General features: G+C 74.1%; 1 protein-coding gene. It reads right to left on the bottom strand.

Going from position 1 to position 23975, the window contains the following annotated elements:
• Position 1: 1 nt before the first annotated feature.
• Positions 2-23941, bottom strand: a complete 23940-nt coding sequence (locus ACH4NX_RS00585) for a non-ribosomal peptide synthase/polyketide synthase (protein ID WP_398127233.1) — start codon at positions 23939-23941, stop codon at positions 2-4.
• Positions 23942-23975 lie beyond the last annotated feature (34 nt).

Here is a 23975-nt window from a genome sequence, read left to right as displayed (position 1 = left end):
GTCAGTCCTCCTGGAGGGAAAGGGTGGTGTCACCGGTGGTCTCGGCCAGGCGGGCGGCCAGGATCGGTCCGATCTGGGCCAGCGAGCCGGATTCGGTCATCTTGTTGTGCCGGGTGGTGATCTCGTGCGACTCGACGCGGCCCGTGAGGTAGGGGCGCCAGGTCTCGGGTCCGGCGTCGTCCCCGCCGCGGTCGATGGTCGAGTTGAACAGCAGCAGGTCGCCGTCGAACTCGCCGGGGACGAAGTCGACCGCCAGCTTCGCGTTGTTGATCATGATGTGGACGATGACCTCGATCTGCTGCTCCGTCAGGCCCTGCAGCGCGCTGCCCCGCCGGTTCAGGACCTCGGCGACCTCGGCGTAGGTCAGCTCCCGGTCGCCCAGTTCGTCCGGGTCCACGTCGAGCACACCGACGAGTACGTCTCGCTCGGTGGGCACGGGCGTCTCCTCGAACCGCACGTCCTTCACCGGGTAGGCGTCGAGGATGGCCAGCAGCGCGGTCCGTTCGCCGCGCGCCTGGAGCTCGCAGGCGAGCGCGTGGGCGATCAGCCCGCCGGCTGACCAGCCGAGCAGCAGGTACGGGCCCTGGGGCTGGATCTCGCGGATCTGGTCGGCGTAGTCCGCCGCCATCTCCTCGAAGGACGTCGGCAGGGGTTCGGGGCGGCCGAGGCCGCGCGCCTGGATCGCGTAGACCGGGTGCTGGGGGCCGATGTGGTTCAGCAGTCCGCTGTACGACCAGCTGATGCCGCCGCCGGGGTGGACGCAGAACAGCGGCGTGCCGGTGCCGGTGGACCGCAGCGGCAGCACCACGTCCAGCGCGTCGGCGGGGTCGTCCATGACCAGGCGCTCGGTGAGACCGGCCACGGTCGGCGCCTCGAACAGCATGCGCAGGCCCAGCTCCAGGCCGAGCGTCTCGCGGACGCGGGAGGCCAGGCGGGCGGCGAGCAGCGAGTGCCCGCCCAGGTCGAAGAAGTTGTCGTCGATGCGCACCTGCTCCCGGCCGAGGACCTCGGCGAAGAGGTCGCACAGCAGTTGCTCCCGCGGCGTCCGGGGGCCGCGTCCGGCGCCCGTCGCCCCGTACTCGGGGGCGGGCAGGGCGGCCCGGTCCAGCTTGCCGTTGGCGGTCAACGGCAGCGTGTCCAGGACGACGAAGGCCGACGGCACCATGTAGTCGGGCAGTTCGCGGCGCAGGCGCCCCGAGAGCTCGCCCGCCTCGGGCACGCCCTCGGGCGCGGGTACCAGGTAGGCGACGAGGCGCTTGTCGCCGGGCCGGTCCTCGCGTGCGACGACGGCCGCCTGTGCGACGCCCGGGGAGCTCGCGAGGATCGCCTCGATCTCTCCGGGCTCGATGCGCAGGCCGCGGAGCTTGACCTGGTGGTCGGTCCGGCCGGCGAAGTCCAGTGTGCCGTCGGCCGCCCACCGTGCCAGGTCGCCGGTGCGGTACATGCGGCTTCCGGGCGGCCCGTACGGGTCGGCGGTGAAGCGCTCCGCCGTCAGGCCGGGCCGGCCGAGGTAGCCCCGGGCCACGCCCGTCCCCGCGAGGTACAGCTCGCCGACCAGGCCCGTGGGCGCCGGCCTCAGGTGGTCGTCGAGCACGTAGGCGCGCATGTTCGCCATCGGCCCGCCGATCGGCACGGTCGCGGCGTGCTCGGGGAGGTCGTGCACCGGGTGGCAGGTGGCCAGGGTCGTCGCCTCGGTGGGCCCGTAGCCGTTGACCACCTCGATGCCGGGGCAGGCTTCCAGTACGCGGGCGACGGCGGCCGGGGAGACCACGTCACCGCCGGTCCACACCTCTCGGACCCCCGCGAGCAGGTCCGGCCGTTCCTCGGCGACCAGGCGGAACAGGCCGGCCGTCAGCCACAGTCCGGTCACTCCGTGCGTGCTGATCGTGTGCTGCAGCAGATCCAGGTCGAGCCGCTCGGGTGGTGCGACCACAACCGTGCCACCGCTCAGCAGCGGCACCCACAGCTCGTAGGTCGAGAGGTCGAAGGCGGTCGGGGAGTGCATGAGCACCCGCGCGTGTCCGCCGCCGTGCCATTCGGGGGTGAGCGCGAGGCCCACGACGTCCCGGTGGGTGACGGCCACGCCCTTCGGCCGGCCGGTCGAGCCGGAGGTGTACATCACGTACGCCAACTGCCGCTGACCGCAATGCGCTTCGACGCCGGACGAGTCGGTTTCCCCCTCGGTCAGCGCGGTCAGTACGTCCTCGGTGAGGACCAGGCCGGCCCCGGCCTCCTGGAGGATCAGGTCGATCCGGGTCTGCGGGAAGCGCGAGTCGAGGGGCACATAGGCGCCGCCCGCCTTGGTGATCGCCACGAGCGCCACGACCAGGTCCGCCGAGCGGTCCAGCAGTACCGCGACCGGTGTCTCCGCTCGTACGCCCTGGCGGATCAGTGCCCGCGCGAGACGGTTGGACCGCTGGTCGAGTTCCCGGTAGGTCAGCTCGGCCCCGCCCGCCACCACGGCCACCGCGTCCGGGGTGGCGCGCACCTGGCGGGTGAACAGCTCCGGCAGGGCGGCCTCGGGCAGCTCGGCGGCGGTGCCGGTGGACGCGGACAGCAGACGGCCGCGTTCCTCGTGCGACAGGATGTCGATGTGGCTGATCGGGCGGCCGGGGTCGGCGGCCGCCGCGTGCAGCAGCCGTGCCCAGCGGGCGAACAGCAGCTCCACGGTGTCCGGGTCGAACAGGTCGGTGGCGTACTCCACCGCGCCGACCAGGCCGTCGGGGCCGCCGTCCGCACGGAACCGCTCGGCCAGGCTGAAGGTCAGGTCGACCCGCGAGGTCCCGGTCGACGCCTCCAGGTGGCCGGTCGACAGGCCCGGCAGCGCGAACTCGCCCACCGGCGCGTTCTGCAGGGCGAGCATGACCTGGAACAGCGGGTGGTGCGACAGTGAACGGGCCGGGTTGACCACCTCGACCAGGTACTCGAACGGCACGTCCTGGTGGTCGTACGCGGCGAGCGCCTTCTGCCGCACCTGGTCGAGCAGTTCGGCGAAGCCGGGATCGCCGCTCGTGTCGGTGCGCAGTACCAGGGTGTTGACGAAGAAGCCGACGAGTTCGTCCAGCGCCTGGTCGGTGCGGCCGGCGATCGGGCTGCCGATCGGGATGTCGGTGCCGGCGCCGAGCCTGGTGAGCAGCGCGGCGAGGCCGGCCTGGAGCACCATGAACATGCTGGCGCCGCGAGCGGCGGCCAGGTCGCGCAGTGCCTGGTGCAGTTCCGCGTCGAGCGCGACCACGACGCGGCTGCCCCGCTGGGTGGCGACCGGCGGCCGGGGCCGGTCGGCGGGCAGTGGTACCTGCTGCGGGATGCCCGCCAGTTCGTCCCTCCAGTAGGCCAGTTGCCGGGCGAAGAGGCTGTCCGGGTCGGTGGTGTCGCCGAGCAGGTCGCGTTGCCAGCACGTGTAGTCGGCGTACTGCACCGGCAGCGGGGACCACTGCGGGCCCTCGCCACGGCGACGTGCCGTGTAGGCGGCCGCGAGGTCGCCGGAGAGCGGTCCCATGGACCAGCCGTCGGCGGCGATGTGGTGCACGACGACCAGCAGCACGTGCCGGTCGGGCGCGAGCGCGTACAGCTCGGCCCGGACGGGCGGCTGAGCCGCCAGGTCGAAGCCCAGCCGTGCGGTCCGGGCCAGGCGCTCGGCCAGTCCGCCCTCGTCGAGCTCGATCACCGGCAGTTCCGGATACGCCTGCTCGGCGCTCAGTACGACCTGGTACGGGACGCCGTCCGTCTCGCGGAAGACCGTCCGCAGGCTCTCGTGCCGGGCGATGACGTCCGCGAGCGCGGCGTGCAGGGCCGGGCGGTCGAGTTCGCCGGTCAGGCTCAGCGCGAGCGGCATGTTGTAGGTGGCGCTCGGCCCGTCCATCCGGTGCAGGAACCACAGGCGGCGCTGGGCGAAGGACAGCTCCACGTGTTCGGGGCGCGGCCGGGCGGTCAGCGCGGGCCGCGCCGTGCCGGAACCGTCGAGGCGGGCCGCCAGTCCGGCCACCGTCGGTGCCTCGAACAGCGTCCGCACTTCCAGCTCCGCGCCGAGGGCCGCCCGGACGCGGGAGGCGAGGCGGGTGGCCAGGAGTGAGTGTCCGCCCAGATCGAAGAAGCTGTCCTCGACGCCGACCTGGGCGAGGCCCAGCACCTCGGCGAACAGTTCGGCGAGGAGCTGTTCCTGCGGGGTGCGCGGCGCCCGACCGGCTCCGGCCGGGCCGAGGCCGGGCGCGGGCAGTGCGCGGCGGTCGAGCTTGCCACTGGTGGTCAGCGGCAGCGTCTCCAGCGCCACGAACGCCGACGGGACCAGGTAGTCGGGCAGTCGCCCGCGCAGCCATGCGCGGAGTTCGCCGATGAGGGCGCCGGTGCCCCGGCTGCCGGTCGGGCGGTTGGTCAGCGCCGACAGCGGCGTGCCGGTGGCGAGGGCCGACCGGTACGGCTCGACCGGGGAGCCGTGACGCGCCCGCGGGTCGGCGAAGACGACGTCCACGGCGTCGTCCGCGGTGGCCGACCAGGTGACGCCGACCCAGCGGTCGAACTCCAGCCCGAGGGCCTGGAAGTCCTCCGGGTCGGGAAGTTCGCTCTCCTCCGGGCCGTGCAGCCGCTCCAGCAGCTCGGTGAGCGAGTCGTCGCCGTTCTGTACGGCGCGGGCCAGGGCGGACTCGCGCACCACACGGCGGTTCGGCACCCCGGTGATCCGCAGCAGGTCCGCGCGCGGCCGGGCCAGCCGCTCACGCAGTTCGTCCAGTCCGGTGACCTGCCGCCCCCACGCCAGCTCGACGGGCCGGCTGGGAACCGCCGGAGTGAGCGGCCGCTTGTGCAGCGTCACGTCGTAGCGGTGTCGGGTGAGTTCGTTGTGGTGGCGGCCGCGCTTGACCTCCACGGTCACCGCTCCGATGTCCGTACCGCGCTCCCGCAGGACGGTGAAGAAGTCCGGGTCGACCAGGAGTTCCTTCTCCACCCTGACGGCCTGCTCCACCGCGCGGCGCACCGCCGCGAGATCGCCGTCGGCGCCGGTCCGGTGCAGCTGGACCGCGGTGGCCAGCGGGCGCAGCAGCCGCAGGTTGCGGATGTCGCCGACGAAGAGTGTGCCGCCGGGCGCGAGCAGCCGCATCAGCTTTTCGATCACGTCCGCGAGGTAGTCGGCGGACGGGAAGTACTGCACCACCGAGTTGATCACGATCGTGTCGAAGTGCCCGGCCGGCAGGCCGTCGGTGTCGTGCGCCGGGCGGGTCCGCAGCAGGACACGCTCGGCCAGGCCGGCCTGGCGGGCCACCTGTGCGGTCAGCGCGTCGATCGCCGTGGCGGAGAAGTCCGTCGCCCAGTAGGTCTCGCAGTGCGGTGCGATCCGCGAGAGCAGCAGTCCGGTTCCGACGCCGACCTCCAGTACCCGGCGGGGGCGCAGGGCCAGGATGCGGGCCACGGTGGCGTCCCGCCATTCCCGCATCTGCTCGACGGGGATCGGGCTCGCGTCGTAGCTGCTGTTCCAGCCGATGAAGTTCTGGCCGAAGCCGGCTCCCTCGGGGGTGATGGGCAGGGCGTCGTAGATGTTCCGCCACTCGCCCACGTGGTCCGTTTCCAGGCCACTGTCGCGGTCCTCGTCCTGCTGCGGGACGACGTAGCCGACGAGCCGGTCGTCCTGGGCGAGGACGGCGGCCCGGGCCACGGCGGGGTGCTCGGCCAGGGCCGCCTCGACCTCGCCGGGCTCGATCCGGAAGCCGCGCACCTTCACCTGGTCGTCGGCGCGGCCGACGTATTCCAGTTGCCCGTCTCCCAGCCAGCGCACCAGGTCTCCGGTGCGGTACATGCGCTCACCGGACCCGAACGGGCAGGCGACGAACCGTGCGGCCGTCAGGCCCGGCCGGTCCAGGTAGCCGCGTGCCAGTCCCGCGCCCGCGACGTACAGCTCCCCCGCCACGCCCGGTGGCACCGGTCGCAGCCGCTCGTCCAGGACATACACCCGGGCGTTGGCGATCGGACGGCCGATCGGCGGCACGCCCGTTCCCGGCGACAGCGGGTCGCTCATCGTCGCGCACACGGTGGTCTCGGTCGGACCGTACGCGTTGACCATCCGGCGTCCGGACGCCCAGCGGTCCACCAGCTCCGGCGGGCACGCCTCACCCGCCACCACCAGCGTCGACACCTGTACCGAGTCCTCCGGCACGGCGGCGAGGACGGACGGCGGCACGGTCACGTGGGTGACCGCGAGGTCCCGGTCGGTCAGCGCGGCGACGGGGCCGGCCGTCGAGGGCAGCACCAGGGCCGCGCCGCGCAGCAGGGCGGTGAAGATCTCCGACACCGAGGCGTCGAAGCTGGGCGAGGCGAACTGGAGTACCCGGCTGTCGGGTTCGATCGCGAAGCGCTCGATCTGTGCGGCGACCAGGCTGGCGACGCCGCCGTGGCCGACGACGACGCCCTTGGGCCGGCCGGTCGAGCCCGAGGTGTAGATCACGTAGGCCGGATGCCGGACGTCGAGGGCGACCACGGGGTCGGTCTCGGGCCATGCGGTCACCTCGGTCACCAGCGCCGGGTCGTCGACCATCAGTGCCGGCCGGGCGTCCGCCAGCATGTAGTCGATCCGCGCCCGCGGGTACGCCGGATCCACGGGCAGGTAGGCGGCTCCGGCCTTCAGCACGCCCAGGACGGCCACCACGGACTCCACCGAGCGGGGCAGGGCCACGGCCACGGTCTGCTCCGGGCCGACGCCCCGGGCGATCAGCGCGTGCGCGAACCGGTTCGCGCGGGCGTTCAGCTGCCGGTACGTCAACGCGTCGTCGCCGCGCACCAGTGCGACCGTGTCGGGTGTCGCCGCCACCTGGGCCGCGAACGCCTGCGGCACCGGGACGGCCGCCACCTCCCGGGCGGTCTCGTTGCCCCGCTCCAGCAGACGGTGCCGTTCGTCGGCGTCGAGGAGATCGATCCGTCCGATCTCCCGGTCCGGGTCGGCGGTGACCGCCTCCAGGAGGCGCGTCCAGCGCCCGGCGAGCGCCGCGACCGTCGAGCGGTCGAACAGTTCGGTGGCGTACTCGACCGCGCCGACGATCCCCGCCGGGCTGCCGTCGGAACCGAACTGCTCGACGAGGCTCACGCCGAGGTCGAACTTGGCCGACTTGGTGTCCACCGCGTAGGTGGCGACGTCCAGGCCCGGCAGGGAGAACCGGCCCATCGGAGCGTTCTGCACGGCCAGGATCGTCTGGAACAGGGGGTGGTGGGACAGTGACCGGGACGGGTTCAGGACCTCCACCAGGTGCTCGAACGGCACGTCCTGGTGCGCGTACGCCGACAGCGCCGTCTCCCGCACCCGCCCCAGCAACTCGGTGAAGCTCGGGTCCCCGCTCGTGTCGGTGCGCAGCACCAGCGTGTTCACGAAGAACCCGACCAGCTCGTCCAGCGCCTCGTCGGTACGCCCCGCGACCGGACTCCCGATCGCGATGTCCGTCCCCGCGCCCAGCCGCGTGTACAGCGCCGCCAACGCCGCCTGGAGCACCATGAACAGGCTCGTGCCGGACCTGCGGGCCAAATCCAGTACGGAAGCGTGCAGTTCGGGGCTCAGCTCCAGGCCGACGTGGTCGCCGCGCCATCCGGCCACGGCCGGCCTCGGCCGGTCGGTGGGCAGCCGGAGCAGCTCCGGCAGGTCGGACAGCTGCCCCTTCCAGTAGTCGAGCTGCTCGGCGAACCGGCTCCCGCGGTCGGCGGCGTCGCCGAGCAGGTCGCGCTGCCACAGCGTGTAGTCCGCGTACTGCACCGGCAGGGCCGCCCAGTGCGGGGCGCGGCCTTCGCACCGGGCGGCGTACGCCTCGGCCAGGTCGCGTGCCAGCGGGCCGGTCGACCAGCCGTCACCGGCGATGTGGTGCATCACCAGCAGCAGTACGTGCGCGTCCGGTGCCAGGGCGAACAGCTCCGCCCGCAGGGGCGCTTCGGCCTCCAGGTCGAACGGCTGTCGAGCGGACTCGGCCAGCCGCTCGGGCAGTCCGGCCTCCGACACGTCGATGAGCCGCGCCCGGGGCCGGGCCTCGGCCGGGTCGAGGACGGTCTGCCGGGGTACGCCGTCGACCTCCGGGAAGACCGTCCGCAGGCTCTCGTGCCGGGTGACCACGTCGGCCAGTGCCTCGTCGAGTGCCGTCCGGTCGAGCCTTCCCGTCAACCGGAGTGCCAGTGGGATGTGGTAGGTCGCGGCGGCACCGTCCATGCGGTGCAGGAACCACAGGCGGCGCTGGGCGAAGGACAGCGGCACCGCCTGAGGCCGCGCGCGCGTGGTCAGCGCCGGGCGGGCGCGGCCGGCCTCGGTCAGCGCCTCGGTCAGGCCCTCCACGGTGGGCGCCTGGAACAGCGCGCGCAGCCCCAGCTCCACACCGAGCACCGAGCGGACCCGCGCGGCCAGCCGGGTGGCGAGCAGGGAATGCCCGCCCAGCTCGAAGAAGTCCTCGTCGGCCCCGACCCGGGGCACGCCCAGCACCTCGGCGAACAGCTCGCACAGGATCTGCTCCTGCGGCGTGCGCGGCGCCCGGCCGCCGGTGGCCGCACCCGGCTCGGGCACGGGCAGCGCCGCCCGGTCCAGCTTCCCGTTCGGCGTCAGCGGCAACACGTCCAGCAGCACGAACGCGGACGGCACCAGGTAGTCGGGCAGCCGGTCCCGCAGGTACGCCGCCAGCTCCGCGGGGCGGACGGCGGCATCGGGACGGGCCGAGACGTAGCCGATGAGCCGGTCGTCCCGGGCGAGCACGGCGGCCCGGGCGACGCCCGGGTGCTCGGCCAGCGCCGCCTCGACCTCGCCGAGTTCGACGCGGAAGCCGCGCACCTTCACCTGGTCGTCGCTACGGCCGACGTACTCCAGCTCGCCGTCGGTCCGGCGGCGCACCACGTCTCCGGTGCGGTACATCCGCGCACCCGCCGGGCCGAACGGGCAGGCGACGAACCGCCCGGCCGTCAGAGCGGGCCGGTTCAGGTACCCGCGCGCCAGGCCCGGGCCGGCGACGTACAGCTCCCCGGCCACCCCCGGCGGGACGATGCGCAGCCGCTCGTCGAGGACGTACACCCGAAAGCCCGCGACCGGCCGGCCGATGGGCGGTGCACCGGTCCCCGGGGACAGTGGATCGCTCATGGTCGCGCACACCGTCGTCTCCGTCGGCCCGTACGCGTTGATCATCCGCCTGCCCGGTGCCCACCGCGCCACCAGTTCCGGCGCGCAGGCCTCTCCCGCGACCACCAGGGTGCCGGCCGTGAGGTCGGCGCTCTCCACGGCGGCCAGGGCCGAGGGCGGAAGCGTCACGTGGGTGATGTCGAGCCGGCGGTCCGTCAGGGCCTCCAGTGGCGTCTCGGACGGGGCCAGGACGAGGGCGGCGCCGGTGAGCACGGCACCGCACAGGTCCCAGAAGGACGCGTCGAAGCTGGGCGAGGCGAACTGGAGGACCCGGCTGCCCGGGGCCACGCCGAGCCGGTCGGCCTGCGCCGCCACCAGGCACGACACGCCGGTGTGGCTCACCACGACGCCCTTGGGCCGGCCCGTCGACCCCGAGGTGTAGATCACGTAGGCCGGATGCCGGGCGTCCACCACGACACCGGGATCGGTCTCCGGCAGGCCGGAAGCCTCTGCCACCAGCGCCGGATCGTCGACCACCACGGCCGGCCGCGCGTCGTCCAGCATGAACGCGATCCGTGCCGCCGGGTACGCCGGGTCCACCGGCAGGTACGCGGCCCCGGCCTTCAGCACCCCCAGGACCGCCACCACCGACTCCACCGAACGCGGCAACGCCACCGCCACGACCTGCTCCGGGCCGACGCCCCGGGCGATCAGCGCGTGCGCGAACCGGTTCGCGCGGGCGTTCAGCCGCCGATACGTCAACTCGACGTCGCCACTCACCAGCGCGACCGCGTCCGGTACCGCCGCCACCCGCGCCGCGAACAGCTCCGTCACGCTCGCCCCGGCCGTCTCACCCTCGGGGGCGGGCAGCAACTCGCGGCGCTCCTCGGCGGACAGCAGGTCGATCCCGCCGATCGGCTGGTCGGGCGCGGCGGCGGCAGCGGCCAGCAGCCTTGTCCACCGGGCGACCAGTGCCTCGACGGTCGAGCGGTCGAACAGGTCGGTGCTGTACTCGACCGCACCGCTGAGCCCGGCCGGCCTGCCGTCCGGCCCGTGCTCCTCCGCGAACCCGAAGGTCAGGTCGAGCCGCGCGGTCCCGGTGAGCACGGGAACGCCGGAGACCGTCAGCCCCGGCAGCTCGAAGTCGCCGCCCGGCGCGTTCTGCACGACGAGGCCGGTCTGGAACAGCGGGTGGTGGGACAGTGACCGGGACGGGTTCAGCGCCTCCACCAGGTGCTCGAACGGCACGTCCTGGTGCGCGTACGCCGACAGCGCCGTCTCCCGCACCCGCCCCAGCAACTCGGTGAAGCTCGGGTCCCCGCTCGTGTCGGTGCGCAGCACCAGCGTGTTGATGAAGAACCCGACCAGCTCGTCCAGCGCCTCGTCGGTACGCCCCGCGACCGGACTCCCGATCGGGATGTCCGTGCCCGCGCCCAGCCGCGTGTACAGCGCGGCGAGCGCGGCCTGGAGCACCATGAACAGGGTCGCTCCCGAGCGGCGCGCCACCTCCACCAGTGCCGCGTGCAGTGCGGCGTCGATCCGGACCTCCAGCAGGTCCCCGCCGTACGACATGGTGGCCGGACGCGGCCGGTCGGCGGGCAGCCGCACCTGCTCGGGCAGCCCGGCCAGCGCCTCCTTCCAGTAGGCGACCTGGCGGGCGAACAGGCTGTCCGTGTCGTGCTCGTCGCCGAGGATCTCGTGTTGCCACAGGGTGTAGTCGCCGTACGTCACCGGCAGCGGCGGCCAGGCCGGCGCCCCGCCGCCCCGCCGGGTGGTGTAGGCGGTCGCCAGGTCACGGGCCAGGGGGCCCATGGACCAGCCGTCCCCGACGATGTGGTGCATGACCAGCAGCAGCACGTGCTCGTCCGGCGCGAGCGCGAACAGCTCCGCCCGCAGCGGCACTTCGGAGGTCAGGTCGAACGCCCGTACCGCCGCCTCGCGCAGCAGGGCGGGCACCTCCGCCTCGTCCGCCGCGCGTACGGTCAGCGGGACAGGGCCCTCGGTGGCGTCCACCACCCGCTGGCGCGGGATTCCGGCGGTGTGCGGGAAGACCGTGCGCAGCGTCTCGTGCCGGGCCACCACGTCGGACAGCGCGGTGCTCAGCGCGGCCCGGTCGAGGTGACCGGACAGGCGCAGGGCGAGCGGCATGTGGTAGGTGGCGCTCGGCGCCCCGAACTGCTGGAGGAACCAGAGCCGGCGCTGGGCGAACGACAGCGGCATCGGTTCGGTGCGGGGCCTGGGTACCAGTGCCTGCCGCGCGGTGCCGGCGTCGTGCAGCCCGGCGGCCAGTTGGGCGGGTGTCGGGGTGCGGAAGAGGGAACGCAGTTCCAGCTCGACGCCGAGGGTCGCCCGGACCCGCGAGACCAGCCGGGTGGCGAGCAGGGAATGCCCGCCCAGCTCGAAGAAGCCGTCGTCGACCCCGACCCGGGCCACGCCCAGCACCTCGGCGAACAGCTCGCACAGGATCTGCTCCTGCGGCGTGCGCGGCGCCCGGCCGCCGGTGGCCGTACCCGGCTCGGGCACGGGCAGCGCCGCCCGGTCCAGCTTCCCGTTCGGCGTCAGCGGCAACACGTCCAGCAGCACGAACGCGGACGGCACCAGGTGGTCCGGCACCCGCTCACGCAGGTACGCCGCCAGCTCCGCCACGGTGATCCGGGCCCCGGCCAGGGGGACCGCGTAGGCGACGATCCGGTCCTCACGGGCGAGCACCGCGACCTGTGCGAGCCCCGGGTGCGCGGCCAGCTCGGCCTCGATCTCGCCCGGCTCGACCCGGAAGCCGCGGACCTTCACCTGGTGGTCCACCCGGCCCGCGAACTCCAGCTCGCCGTCCGCGCGCCAGCGGACCAGGTCACCGGTGCGGTACATCAGGGTGCCGGCCGGGCCGTGGGGGTCGGCGACGAACCGCGTGGCGGTGAGCCCGGGCCGGTTCAGGTAGCCGCGGGCGAGGCCCGCCCCGGCGAGGTACAGCTCACCCAGGACGCCGGGGGCGACCGGCCGCAGGGCCGGATCCAGCACGTAGGCGCGGCAGTTGGCGATCGGCCGGCCGATCGGTACCGGCAGCGGGCAGTCGGCGGGGTCCGCCGGCAGCCGGTAGGCGGTGATCACATGGGTCTCGGCGGGGCCGTAGTGGTTGTGCAGCTCCCGGCCGGGCCGCCTGCTCCGGAAGCGGCGTACGACACCGCCGAGGCGCATCGCCTCGCCGGCCTGCGCGATCAGCCGCAGCTCCGGCAGCTCGAGACCGGCCTCCTCGGCGGCCTCGGCCAGCGCCTCGACCACCAGGTTGGGGGCGAACAGCTCCTCGACCCCGTGCCGGTCCAGCCAGTGGGCGAACAGTTCGGCACTGCGCCGCTGCTCCTCGGTCGGCACCACCAGGGTCTTGCCGTACAGCAGCGCGGAGAGCGTCTCCTGCACCGAGACGTCGAAGCTGATCGCGGTGAACTGCGCGGTACGTGTGCCGGGTTCGCCACCGACGGACCCGTGGTGCCACGTCAGCAGGTTCAGCAGCCCGGCGGCGGGCATCACCACGGCCTTGGGCCTGCCGGTGGAACCCGAGGTGTAGATGACGTAGGCCGGATGGCGCGCGTCCACGGGGACGGCCGGATCGTGCTCGGGCAGTTCCCCGTCCGGTGTGACGGCCGCGAGGTCGTCGAGCACCACGGCCGGCCGGGCGTCCTCCAGCATGTACGCGATACGGGCGGCCGGGTACTCCGGGTCGACCGGGAGGTACGCCGCGCCCGTCTTGAGGACCGCCAGGACGGCGATCACCAGCTCGGCGGAGCGCGGCAGCCGCAGGGCCACGACCTGCTCCGGCCCCGCCCCGCGCGCGATCAGCGCGTGCGCCAGGCGGTTGGCCCTGCGGTCCAGCTCCCGGTAGGTCAGCACGGTGTCCTCGAACACCACCGCCGGCGCCTCGGGGGTCGACCGTACCTGCGCCGCGAAGAGAGCGGGCAGGGCGGCCTCGTGAGCCGGGCGGGCGGTGTCGTTGCGTACGACCAGCAGCTCGTGGCGCTCCTCGGGGGTGAGGACGTCGATCCGGCTCAGCGGCCGGTCCGGGTCGGCGACCGCCGACGCCAGCAGGCGCAGCCACCGGGCGGCCAGTGCCTCCACCGTGGCGGGGTCGAAGAGGTCGGTGCTGTACTCGACCCGTCCGACGATGCCCTCGGCCGGTCCGCCGGTGCCGCCGCGTTCCAGCAGGTGGAAGCCGAGGTCGAACATCGCCGTCGGCGTCCGCACGAGGAGGATCTCGGCGTCCAGGCCGCTCAGGGCGAACTCGGTGCGGGGCACGTTCTGCAGCGCGAGAGCCACCTGGAACAGCGGCTGACGGGCGAGCGACCGGGACGGGTTGAGTGCCTCGACCACGTGCTCGAACGGCAGGTCCTGGTGCGCGTACGCGGCCAGCGCGCCCTCGCGGACCCGGCCCAGCAGCTCGGCGAAGGTCGGGTCACCACTGGTGTCCGTCCGGAGCACCAGGGTGTTGACGAAGAACCCGACGAGGTCGTCCAGGGCCTGGTCGGTCCGGCCGGCGATCAGGCCGCCCACCGGGATGTCCTCTCCCGCGCCGAGCTTGTCCAGCAGCGCCGTCAACGCGGCCTGCAGCACCATGTACACGCTGGCGCCGTGCTCCCGGCCCAGGCGGACCAGACCGGCGTGCAGTTCGGCGTCCAGTTCGATCGCGAAATGGCCACCGGAGCAGGAGGGGGCCGCGGGTCGCGGGCGGTCGGCGGGGAGCCGGATCTGCTCCGGCAGGTTCGCCAGCCGCTCGGTCCAGTAGGCCTGCTGGCGGGCGAACAGGCTGTCCGGGTCGGCCGGATCGCCGAGCAGCTCGCGCTGCCACAGGGTGTAGTCGGCGTACTGCACGGGCAACGGGTTCCACCGCGGCTCCTCGCCCTGGCGGCGTGCCTCGTACGCGGTGGCCAGGTCCGCGGCCAGCGGGCCCAGCGACCAGCCGTCACCGGCGATGTGGTGCATCACCAGGAGCAGCACGTGCTCGTCCGCCGAGATCTCGAACACCTCGACGCGCAGCGGTGGTTCGTCCGCGAGGTCGAATCCCCGCGCCGCGGCCTCCGTCAGCAGTTCCGGCAGGGCCTTCTCGTCGGCCGGGGTGACCGCCGGCCTCGGGCGTGCCTGTGCGACGTCCAGCACCCGCTGGTGGGGCACGCCGTCCACGGCCGGGAAGACAGTGCGCAGGGTCTCGTGCCGGCCCACGACATCGCCCAGCGCCGCCTCCAGGGCCGCCCGGTCCAGCGGGCCCGTCAGCCGCCAGGCGAGCGGCATGTTGTAGACCGAGACGGCGTCCTCCATCTGGCGCAGGAACCAGAGCCTGTGCTGGGCGGACGACAGCGGCACCAGCTCGGGCCGCTCCACCCGCCCCAGGGCGAGCCGGGCCCGGTCGGCGTCACCCAGCGCGGCGGCCAGCCCGCTCACCGTCGGGGTCTGGAACAAGGTGCGCAGCGCCAGTTCCACGCCCAGGGCCGCACGGACCCGGGCCACCAGCCGGGTGGCGAGCAGGGAGTGCCCGCCCAGGTCGAAGAAGTCGTCGTCGGCCCCGACCCGGGGCAGGTCCAGCACCTCGGCGAACAGCTCCGCCAGCACCTGTTCCTGGGGAGTGCGCGGGGCCCGGCCGGACCGCGTCGCGGTGGCCTCGGGCTCGGGCAGGGCGCGCCGGTCCAGCTTGCCGCTGGCGTTCAGCGGCAGGGTGTCGAGGAGGACGAACACGGCGGGCACCATGTAGTCGGGCAGCCGCTCCCGCAGGTGCGCCCGCAGGTCCTCCGGCCGCAGTTCCGCCCCGGTGGCGGGCACCGGGTAGGCCACCAGGCGGGCGTCCCCCGCCCGGTCCTGCCGGACGATCACGGCGGCCCGCGCGATTCGCGGGTGTTCCGCCAGAGCCGCCTCGATCTCGCCGAGCTCGATCCGGAAGCCCCGGACCTTGACCTGGTCGTCGGTACGGCCGAGGAACTCCAGATTCCCGTCCGGTCCCCACCGCACCAGGTCACCGGTGCGGTACATCCTCGTACCGGCCGGCCCGAACGGGTCGGCCACGAAGCGTTCCGCGGTCAGGCCCGGCCGGTTCAGGTAGCCGCGCGCCAGCCCCGCCCCGGCGATGTACAGCTCACCGGCCACACCCGCGGGCACCGGCTGCAACGCGGCGTCGAGCACGTGCAGCCGGGCCCCGCCGAGCGGTCGGCCGATCACCTGGCGCGGGCTCGACTCCAGCGGCGCGCAGACCGAGTCGACGGTGCACTCGGCCGGCCCGTAGTAGTTCAGGGAGAACACCCCGTCGGCCGCCCGCAGCCGCTCCCACAGCCGCTCGGGAACGGTCTCCCCGCCCAGGCCGATGAACGAGGGACGCCACCGCGGATGGTCCAACAGGCCTTGTTCCACGAGTACGTGCAGGTAGGACGGGGTGCCGCCGACAGAGTGCAGTCCGACCCGCGAGGCGTACCGGAGGTAGGCGTCCGGATCGGTCCAGGTCGCCTCGTCCAGCACGTGCAGCTCGTGGCCGGCGTAGAGGGCGAACAGCTGGTCGCAGGAGGCGTCGAACGACACGGACGTGGTCAGCCCGATCCGCATCCGCTCCCCCGTCCGGAACACCAGCGGGCACTGGTGGGCGAACAGGTTGGACAGGCCGCCGTGCGTCGCCACCACACCCTTGGGCCTGCCGGTGGAACCGGAGGTGTAGATGACGTAGACGGGGTGCCCCGGATCGATGGCCACCGCGGGGTCCGTCGACGGGCACCCGGCCACCAGCGCGGCCGTGTCCGGCTCGTCGGTCACCAGCCACCCGGCGGGACCGGTCTCAGGCAGTCGGCCGCGGGTGCGGGCGTCGGTCACCCCCAGGACCGGCCGGGCGTCGCCGAGCATGTACGCGATCCGCGCGGCCGGGTACTCCGGGTCGACCGGGAGGTAGGCGGCGCCGGTCTTCAGCACCGCGAGGATGGCCACCACCAGCTCGGCCGACCTCGGCAGGGCCACCGCCACCAGACGTTCCGGCCCCGCGCCCCGCTCGATCAGCGCGTGCGCCAGCCGGTTCGCCCGCGCGTCCAGTTCCGCATAGGTCAGCGAGGCTTCGGGCCCCACCACCGCGACGGCCTTCGGGGTGGCGCGCACCTGAGCCCGGAACAGTCCGGGCAGGCTCTCGGTGAAGGTGTGGGCCGCCGGGCCGGTGCCCAGTGTCGTCAGCTCACCGCGCTCCTCGTCGGTGAGCAGACCGACTCGGCTGAGCCGCGACCGCGGGTCGGCGACCACGGCGCGCAGCAGCCGGACCCATCGCCCGAACATCGTCTCGACGGTGGCCGGGTCGTACAGGTCGCCGGTGTACTCGACGGACCCGTCGATGCCCTCCGGGGAGCCGTCCTCCGCGTACCGCTCGGACATGGTGAAGATCAGGTCGAGCTTGGCGGTGGTCGTCTTCGACGGCATGTCGCCGACGCGCAGACCGGGCGGCGCGAAGTCGGCCCGGGGCGCGTTCTGCAGTACCAGCATGACCTGGAACAGCGGATGGTGCGCCAGCGACCGGACCGGGTTGAGGACCTCGACCAGGTGCTCGAAGGGAAGGTCCTGGTGCGCGTACCCGGCCAGCGCGGTCTCCCGGACCCGGCCCAGCAGTTCGGCGAACGTGGGATCACCCGAGGTGTCGGTACGGAACACCAGGGTGTTGACGAAGTAGCCGACCAGCTCGTCCTGCGCCTGGTCGGTCCGGCCCGCGACGGGGCTGCCGACCGGGATGTCGTCGCCCGCCCCGAGCTTGCTCAGCAGCACCGCCAGTCCTGCCTGGAGCACCATGAACAGACTGGTGCCGTGTGCGCGGGCGAGCTCGCGCAGCCCGCGGTGCAGCTCGGCGTCCAGCTCGGCCGGGACGGACCCGCCCCGGTGCGAGGCGACCGCCGGGCGGGGCCGGTCGCCGGGCAGCTGGAGCCGCTCGGGCAGATCGGCCAGCTGCCGGGTCCAGTAGGCCGCCTGGCGGGCGAACAGGCTGTCCCCGTCGGCCGCGTCACCGAGCAGCTCGTGCTGCCACAGGGTGTAGTCGGCGTACTGGACCGGCAGCTGGGCCCACCGCGGTTCCTCGCCGCGGCGGCGGGCCGCGTAGGCGGTGGTCAGTCCGTGCGCGAGCGGGCCCAGCGACCAGCCGTCACCCGCGATGTGGTGGAGCACCACCTGGAAGACGTGCTCGTCGTCGGCCAGCTCGAACAGGGCGGCGCGCAGTGGCACATCGACCGCCAGGTCGAACCGGCGGGCCTTCGCCTCCGCCATGACGGCCGGCAGCTCGGCCTCGGTCGTCCGGCTCACGAGCAGCCGCGGGCGGGCCGCCACGAGGTCCAGCACCCGCTGGTACGGCACGCCGTCCACCGCGGGGAAGACGGTGCGCAGGCTCTCGTGCCGGGCCACCACGTCCGCCACGGCGGCCTCCAGGGCCCGACGGTCCAGATCGCCGGACAGCCGCCAGGCCAGGGAGATGTGGTAGTTGGCGCCGGCGTCCTCGAGTTGGTGCAGGAACCACAGCCGTCGCTGCGCGAACGAGAGCGGGATCGCCTCGGGGCGCTCGCGCCGTGCCAGGGCGGCCTGCGCCGGTCCGGCCGCCACCAGGGCGGCGGCCAGGCCGGCCGGGGTGGGTGCCTCGAACAGGGCGCGCAGTGGCATTTCCACACCGAGCGTCGCGCGGATCCGGGCGGCCAGGCGGGTGGCCAGCAGCGAGTGCCCGCCCAGGTCGAAGAAGCCGTCCTCGACGCCGGCCGATGCCACGCCCAGTACCTCGGCGAACAGCTCGCACAGGATCTGCTCCTGCGGGGTGCGCGGCGCGCGTGCGGTGGTCGCCGGGGCGAGGTCGGCGGCGGGCAGGGCCCGCTGGTCGAGCTTTCCGTTGGCGGTCAGCGGCAGCGCGTCCAGCGCGACGAACGCCGACGGCACCATGTACTGCGGCAACCGCTCGCGCAGATACGCGCGCAGGTCGGCCGGGCTCGGCGCGTCACCCGCGGCCGGCACCAGGTACGTGACCAGCCGGGTGTCGTCGGCCCGGTCCTGCCGGGCCAGGACGGCGACCTGGGCGACGCCGGGGTGCGCGGCCAGCGCGGCCTCGATCTCGCCGAGCTCGATCCGGAAGCCGCGCACCTTCACCTGCTGGTCGGCGCGGCCGGCGTAGCGCAGGCCGCCGTCCGCCGCGCGGCGCACCACGTCGCCGCTGCGGTACATCCGCGATCCCGGCGGTCCGAACGGGTCGGCCACGAACCGCCCGGCGGTCAGGCCGGGCCGGTGGAGGTAGCCGCGCGCCAGGCCGGCGCCCGCGACGTACAGCTCGCCGGGCACGCCCGGGGGGACCGGGCGCAGGTGGGCGTCCAGCACGTACGTCCGCAGATGCGGAAGGGCCGCGCCGATCCGACCGGCGGTGGTCTCGGCCCGGTCGAGCGCCGCGTGGGTGACGTGCACCGTGGTCTCGGTGATGCCGTACATGTTGACCAGCCGCGGCGCGTCGTCCGGGTGCCGCTCGTACCAGCTCGCCAGCCGGGCGTGCTCCAGCGCCTCACCGCCGAACACCACGGTGCGCAGCGCGAGCGCGCGGCCGGTCTCCGGGGACTCCGCGTCCGCCTGCATCAGCTGGTAGAACGCGGACGGCGTCTGGTTGAGCACGGTCACCCGTTCGCGGGCGAGGAGTTCCAGGAAGCGGCCGGGCGAGCGGCTGGTCTCGTGGTCCACGACCACCAGACGGCCACCGTGCAGCAGCGGCCCCCACAGCTCCCACACCGAGAAGTCGAAGGCGTAGGAGTGGAAGAGCGTCCAGACGTCCTCGGCGGAGAAGCCGAACAGCTTCTCGGTGGCGCCGAACAGCCGCACCACGTTCCGGTGCGTGACCACCACGCCCTTGGGGGCGCCGGTGGAGCCGGAGGTGTAGATGACGTAGGCGGCGTGGTCCGGGTCGGGGGAGAGCTCCGGGTCCGTGTCCGGCAGCGCGTCCAGGTCGGCGGTGTCCAGCAGCAGCCGGTCCACCGGGTCCGCGCCCGGCAGGTCGCCGGTCCGGCTCGTGGTCACCAGGAGCGCGGGCCTGGCGTCCCGGAGCAGGTAGCTGATCCGGGCGGCCGGGTACTCCGGGTCCACCGGGAGGTAGGCGCCGCCCGCCTTCAGCACGGCGAGCACCGCCACGACCTGCTCCGCCGAGCGCGGCAGGGCCAGCGCCACCCGCTGCTCCGGGCCCACCCCCCGGTCGATCAGGGCGTGCGCGAGCCGGTTCGCGCGGGCGTTCAGCTCGCCGTACGTCAGGGTGACCTCGCCGTCCGTGAGGGCGACGGCGGCCGGGTTCGCCCGTACCCGCCGCTCGAACAGCTCGGTCAGGCTGCTCGCCGGGGGCCTCCCGCTCCGGTCGGTGGGCGCCGGGAGCAGCGCGCGGAGCTCTTCGGCGGACAGCACGTCCACCTGCCCGATCCTCCGGCCCGGGTCGGCGACGACGGCGCGCAGCAGCCGCAGCCACCGCTCGACGATCCCGGTCACGGTGGGCTCGTCGAACAGGTCGGTGCTGTACTCCACCACGCCCGACAGGCCGTCCTCACCGGGCTGTTCGGCCAGGACGAAGGTCAGGTCGCACTTGGCCGTCCCGGTGTGGACCAGGTCGGTCGCGACCCGCAGCCGGGGCAGGTCGAAGGTGCCGAGGGGCGCGTTCTGCAACGCGAGCATGGTCTGGAACAGCGGGTGGTGCGCCAGCGACCGGGACGGGTTCAGCGCCTCCACCAGGTGCTCGAAGGGCACGTCCTGGTGCGCGTACGCGGCCAGCGCGTCGGTGCGCACCCTGGCCAGCAGTTCGGTGAACGACGGGTCGCCGGAGAGGTCGGTGCGCAGCACCAGGGTGTTGACGAAGAAGCCGATCAGCTCGTCCGCGGCTTCGTCGGTGCGCCCGGCGATCGGTGTGCCCACGGGTACGTCGGTGCCCGCGCCCAGCTTGCCCAGCAGGGCGGCCAGGCCGGCCTGGAGCACCATGTAGAGGCTGGCCCCGCCCTCGCGGGCGAGCGTCCGCAGGCCCTGGTGCAGTTCGGCGTCGATCCGCACCGGCAGGTGGGCGCCCCGGTAGGACATCGCGGCCGGCCGGGGCCGGTCGAACGGCAGCTCCACCTGCTCGGGGAGCCCGGCCAACCGCTCACTCCAGTAGGCGAGCTGGTTGTTCAGGAGGCTGCCTCGGTCCGAGCCGTCGCCGAGCAGGTCCCGCTGCCAGAGGGCGTAGTCGGCGTACTGGACCGGCAGCGGCGACCACTGCGGCTTCGCGCCCTCGGCTCGGGCCGCGTAGGCGGTCGTGAGGTCCCGTGAGAGTGGCCCCATGGACCAGCCGTCGCCGGCGATGTGGTGGACCACCAGCAGCAGCACGTGCTCCTCGGACGTCAGCCGGAGGAGTTCGGCGCGCAGCGGCGTTTCCTCGGCGAGGTCGAACCCGTACCGGGCCGCCTGCGCGAGCCGCTCCGGCAGCTCGCGTTCGCCGGTCTCGGTCATCCGCAGCCGAGGCCGGGCCTGTGCCGCGTCGAGTACCCGCTGGCAGGGCACGCCGTCGATCGCGGGGAAGACGGTGCGCAGGCTCTCGTGCCGCTCGACCACGTCCGCCAGGGCTTCTTCCAGGGCCCGCTGGTCGAGGTTCCCGGACAGCCGCAGGGCCAGCGGGATGTTGTAGGTGGCGCTCGGGCCCTCCATGCTGTGCAGGAACCACAACCGGCGCTGCGCGAAGGACAGGGGGACCGCGTCGGGCCGTTCGCGCGGGGCCAGTGCCGGGCGGGCCCGGCCCGCGACATCCACGGCCGCCGCCAGTTCCGCCACCGTCGGCGCGTCGAACATGTCGCCGAGCCGCAGCTCCACGCCGAGGATCGAGCGGATCCGGGCGACCAGCCGGGTGGCCAGCAGGGAGTGCCCGCCGAGGTCGAAGAAGTTGTCGTCCGTCCCGGGGCCGGCCACCCCGAGCACCTCGGCGAAGAGCCCGGCGAGCAGGTGCTCGGTCGGGGTGCGCGGGGCACGGCCCGGCGCGGCGGGCTCCCGCTCGGGCGCCGGGAGGGCCCGCCGGTCGAGCTTGCCGTTGGGGGTCAGCGGCAGCGCGTCCAGCAGTACGTACGCGGTCGGCACCATCTGCCGGGGCAGCCGGTCCCGCAGGTGGTCGCGCAGGGCGGCGTCCGTCACGGTGGAGCCGGGTTCCGGCACCGCGTAGGCGACCAGCCGGGGTCCGGCCTCGGTGCGCACCAGCACGGCGGCCCGGGCGACCTGCGGGTGCTCGGTGAGAACGGCCTCGATCTCACCGAGCTCGATCCGGAAGCCGCGGATCTTGACCTGGTCGTCGGTGCGGCCGAGGAACTCCAGGTTCCCGGCCGCGTCCCAGCGCACCAGGTCCCCGGTGCGGTACATCCGCGACCCGCTCGGCCCGAAGGGGTCCGCGACGAACCGCGCGGCGGTCGGCCCCGGCCGGTTCAGGTAGCCGCGGGCCAGACCCGCGCCCGCGATGTACAGCTCACCGGCCGTACCGGCCGGCAGTGGCCGCAGGGCGCCGTCGAGCACGTACAGCCGGGCGTTGGCGACCGGCCTGCCGATCACCGGGCGCGGGCTCGACTCCAGCGACGCGACCGCGGAGTTGACGGTGCATTCGGACGGTCCGTAGAGGTTGAGGCAGGTCACGCCCCGGGCCGCACGCAGCTGCTCCCACAGGCGCTCCGGGACGGCCTCGCCGCCCGCCCCGACAACCGCCGGGCGCCTTCGGGGGTCGCTCAGCAGCCCGTGCGAGAGGAGCTCCTGGAGGTAGGACGGGGTGGCTTCGAGGTAGTCCAGTCCGTGGCGCGCCGTGTAGCCGACGAGGGCGCCGGGGTCGGTCCAGGTCGCGTGTTCCAGGACGTGCAGCTCGTGCCCCTCGAACAGGGCGAACAGCTGGTTCCAGGAGGCGTCGAAGGAGACCGAGGTGGTCAGCGCCACCCGCAGCCGCCGTCGCGTCCTCAGCACCGGCGCGAAGTGTGTCTGCCGGAGGTCGGTGAACAGGTCGAGCAGGCCGCCGTGGGTCGGCAGCACGCCCTTGGGCCGTCCGGTGCTGCCGGAGGTGTGGATGACGTACGCCGGGAGCCGCGGGTCGATGGCCACCATCGGGTCGGCCGCCGGGCAGCCGGCCACCAGGGCGGCCGTCTCCGGGTCGTCGAGCACCAGCCGGTCGACGGGCCCGGTCTCCGGCAGCCTCTCCTCGCTGCGGGAGTCCGTGACCAGCAGGACCGGCCGGGCGTCGTCGAGCAGGTACGCGATCCGGGCGGCCGGGTACTCGGGGTCGACCGGTACGTACGCCGCCCCGGTCTTCAGCACCGCGAGGATCGCCACGACCAGGTCCGCCGAGCGCGGCAGGGCCACCGCGACCAGCCGTTCCGGGCCGGCTCCGCGGGCGATCAGGGCGTGCGCCAGCCGGTTGGTCCGCGCGTCCAGTTCCGCGTACGTCGTCGAGACGTCGCCGCACACCAGCGCGACCAGGTCCCCGGTCGCGCGGACGTGCTCCCGGAACAGCGCCGGCAGGTTCGTGGCCGGGGCCGGGGCGACCGGCCCGGCGCCGAGCACCGCGAGTTCGCGGCGCTCCTCGGCGGTGAGCAGTTCGATCCGGCCCACCGGCTCGTCCTGGTCGCAGTCCGCGAGGGTGTCCAGCAGCGCGAGCAGCCGCCGCTGGTGGTCGGCGAGGTCGCCGGGTCCGTACGCCTGCGGCGCGCCGTGCAGCCGGAGCAGCGGCGGGTTGCCGTCCCGGTAGTCGAAGAACCAGACGGCGAGGTCGGTGGTCGACCCGGACACGAAGTGGTGCACGGAGGCCGGGTGCCCGGCGAAGCTCGGCCGGGAGTGGAAGGCCATGATGTTGACGACGAGCGGGAACGCCGTCCCGATACCGCCGGGGACTCCGAGGTCCCGCAGCAGGTCCTCGCTGCGGTAACGCTCGTGCGCGACGGCCGTGTCGACCTCCCGCGCCGATTGGGCGACGAGTTCGCGCCAGGGCATGTCCGGCCGCACCGTCAGCCGCAGCGGCACCACGTTGGACGTCGTGCCGGGCACCGCCGTCAGGTCGCGGTCGGCGCCCCGGCGGGCGGTGACGGGCAGGGCGAGCACCACGTCCTGGTCGCCGGTCAGCCGGTGGGCGTAGAGCGCCGTCGCCGCGACCAGCAGCCGGGACCACCGGACGCCGGAACGTGCCGCCGCCGCCCGCAGGGCGTCCGGGCGGCGCAGTTCCCGCTCCCCGGCCATCCGCAGGGCGCGGTGCGGGTCGGTCGTGGAGGTGTCGGTGAGCCGGGTCGGGGCGGGCCGGTCGGCGTAGCGCTCGGTCCAGTGGGCGCGGTCGGCGGCGAAGTCGGTGGAGGCGCGGTAGGAGACGTCGCTTTCGACCAGGTCCCGCAGCGGACCGAACGGGCAGGGGGGTACGGCGCCGCCCTCGGCCAGTGCCGAGTACACCTCGCCGACGCGCTGTCGGAGCATGGAGCCGCTGATCGCGTCCAGCACCACGTGGTGGTAGTTCAGGTACCAGAGGTACTCCGTCGGCCCCGCCTTGATCAGCGCGTGGCCGAACAACGGGTCCCGGGCGAGGTCCAGCGGGCGCGAGAGGTCCCGCTCCATCCATTCCAGGGCCGCCGTCCGGGGGTCGGGCTCCCCACTGAGGTCGAGGTGGGCCGGAGCCCAGTCCCAGCTCTCCCGGAGGATCTGGCGCGGGCCGTCGCCGTCGTCGACGAAGGTCACGTGCAGGGCGTCGACCTCGTCGACCGCCAGGCGCAGCGCCGTCTCGAACAGGTCCCGGTCCACCGGCCCGTGGATCTCCAGGCACTCGCCGACGCGGTAGCCCGGAATCGGCGTGCGGGAGCTCTGCTCGGCGAGCCAGATCTCGCGCTGGGCCGCTGTCAGGGGAAGGGCGTCACCGTCGCGACGGGACATGGGGATACCTCCGAAAGTGTGGGCAGGCGTGGTG

The organism is Streptomyces sp. NPDC017225 (assembly GCF_044331465.1).
In the GTDB taxonomy this organism is placed as follows: domain Bacteria; phylum Actinomycetota; class Actinomycetes; order Streptomycetales; family Streptomycetaceae; genus Streptomyces.
Note: the sequence above shows the minus strand (reverse complement) of the source record. Positions and strands in the feature narration are given on the sequence as shown.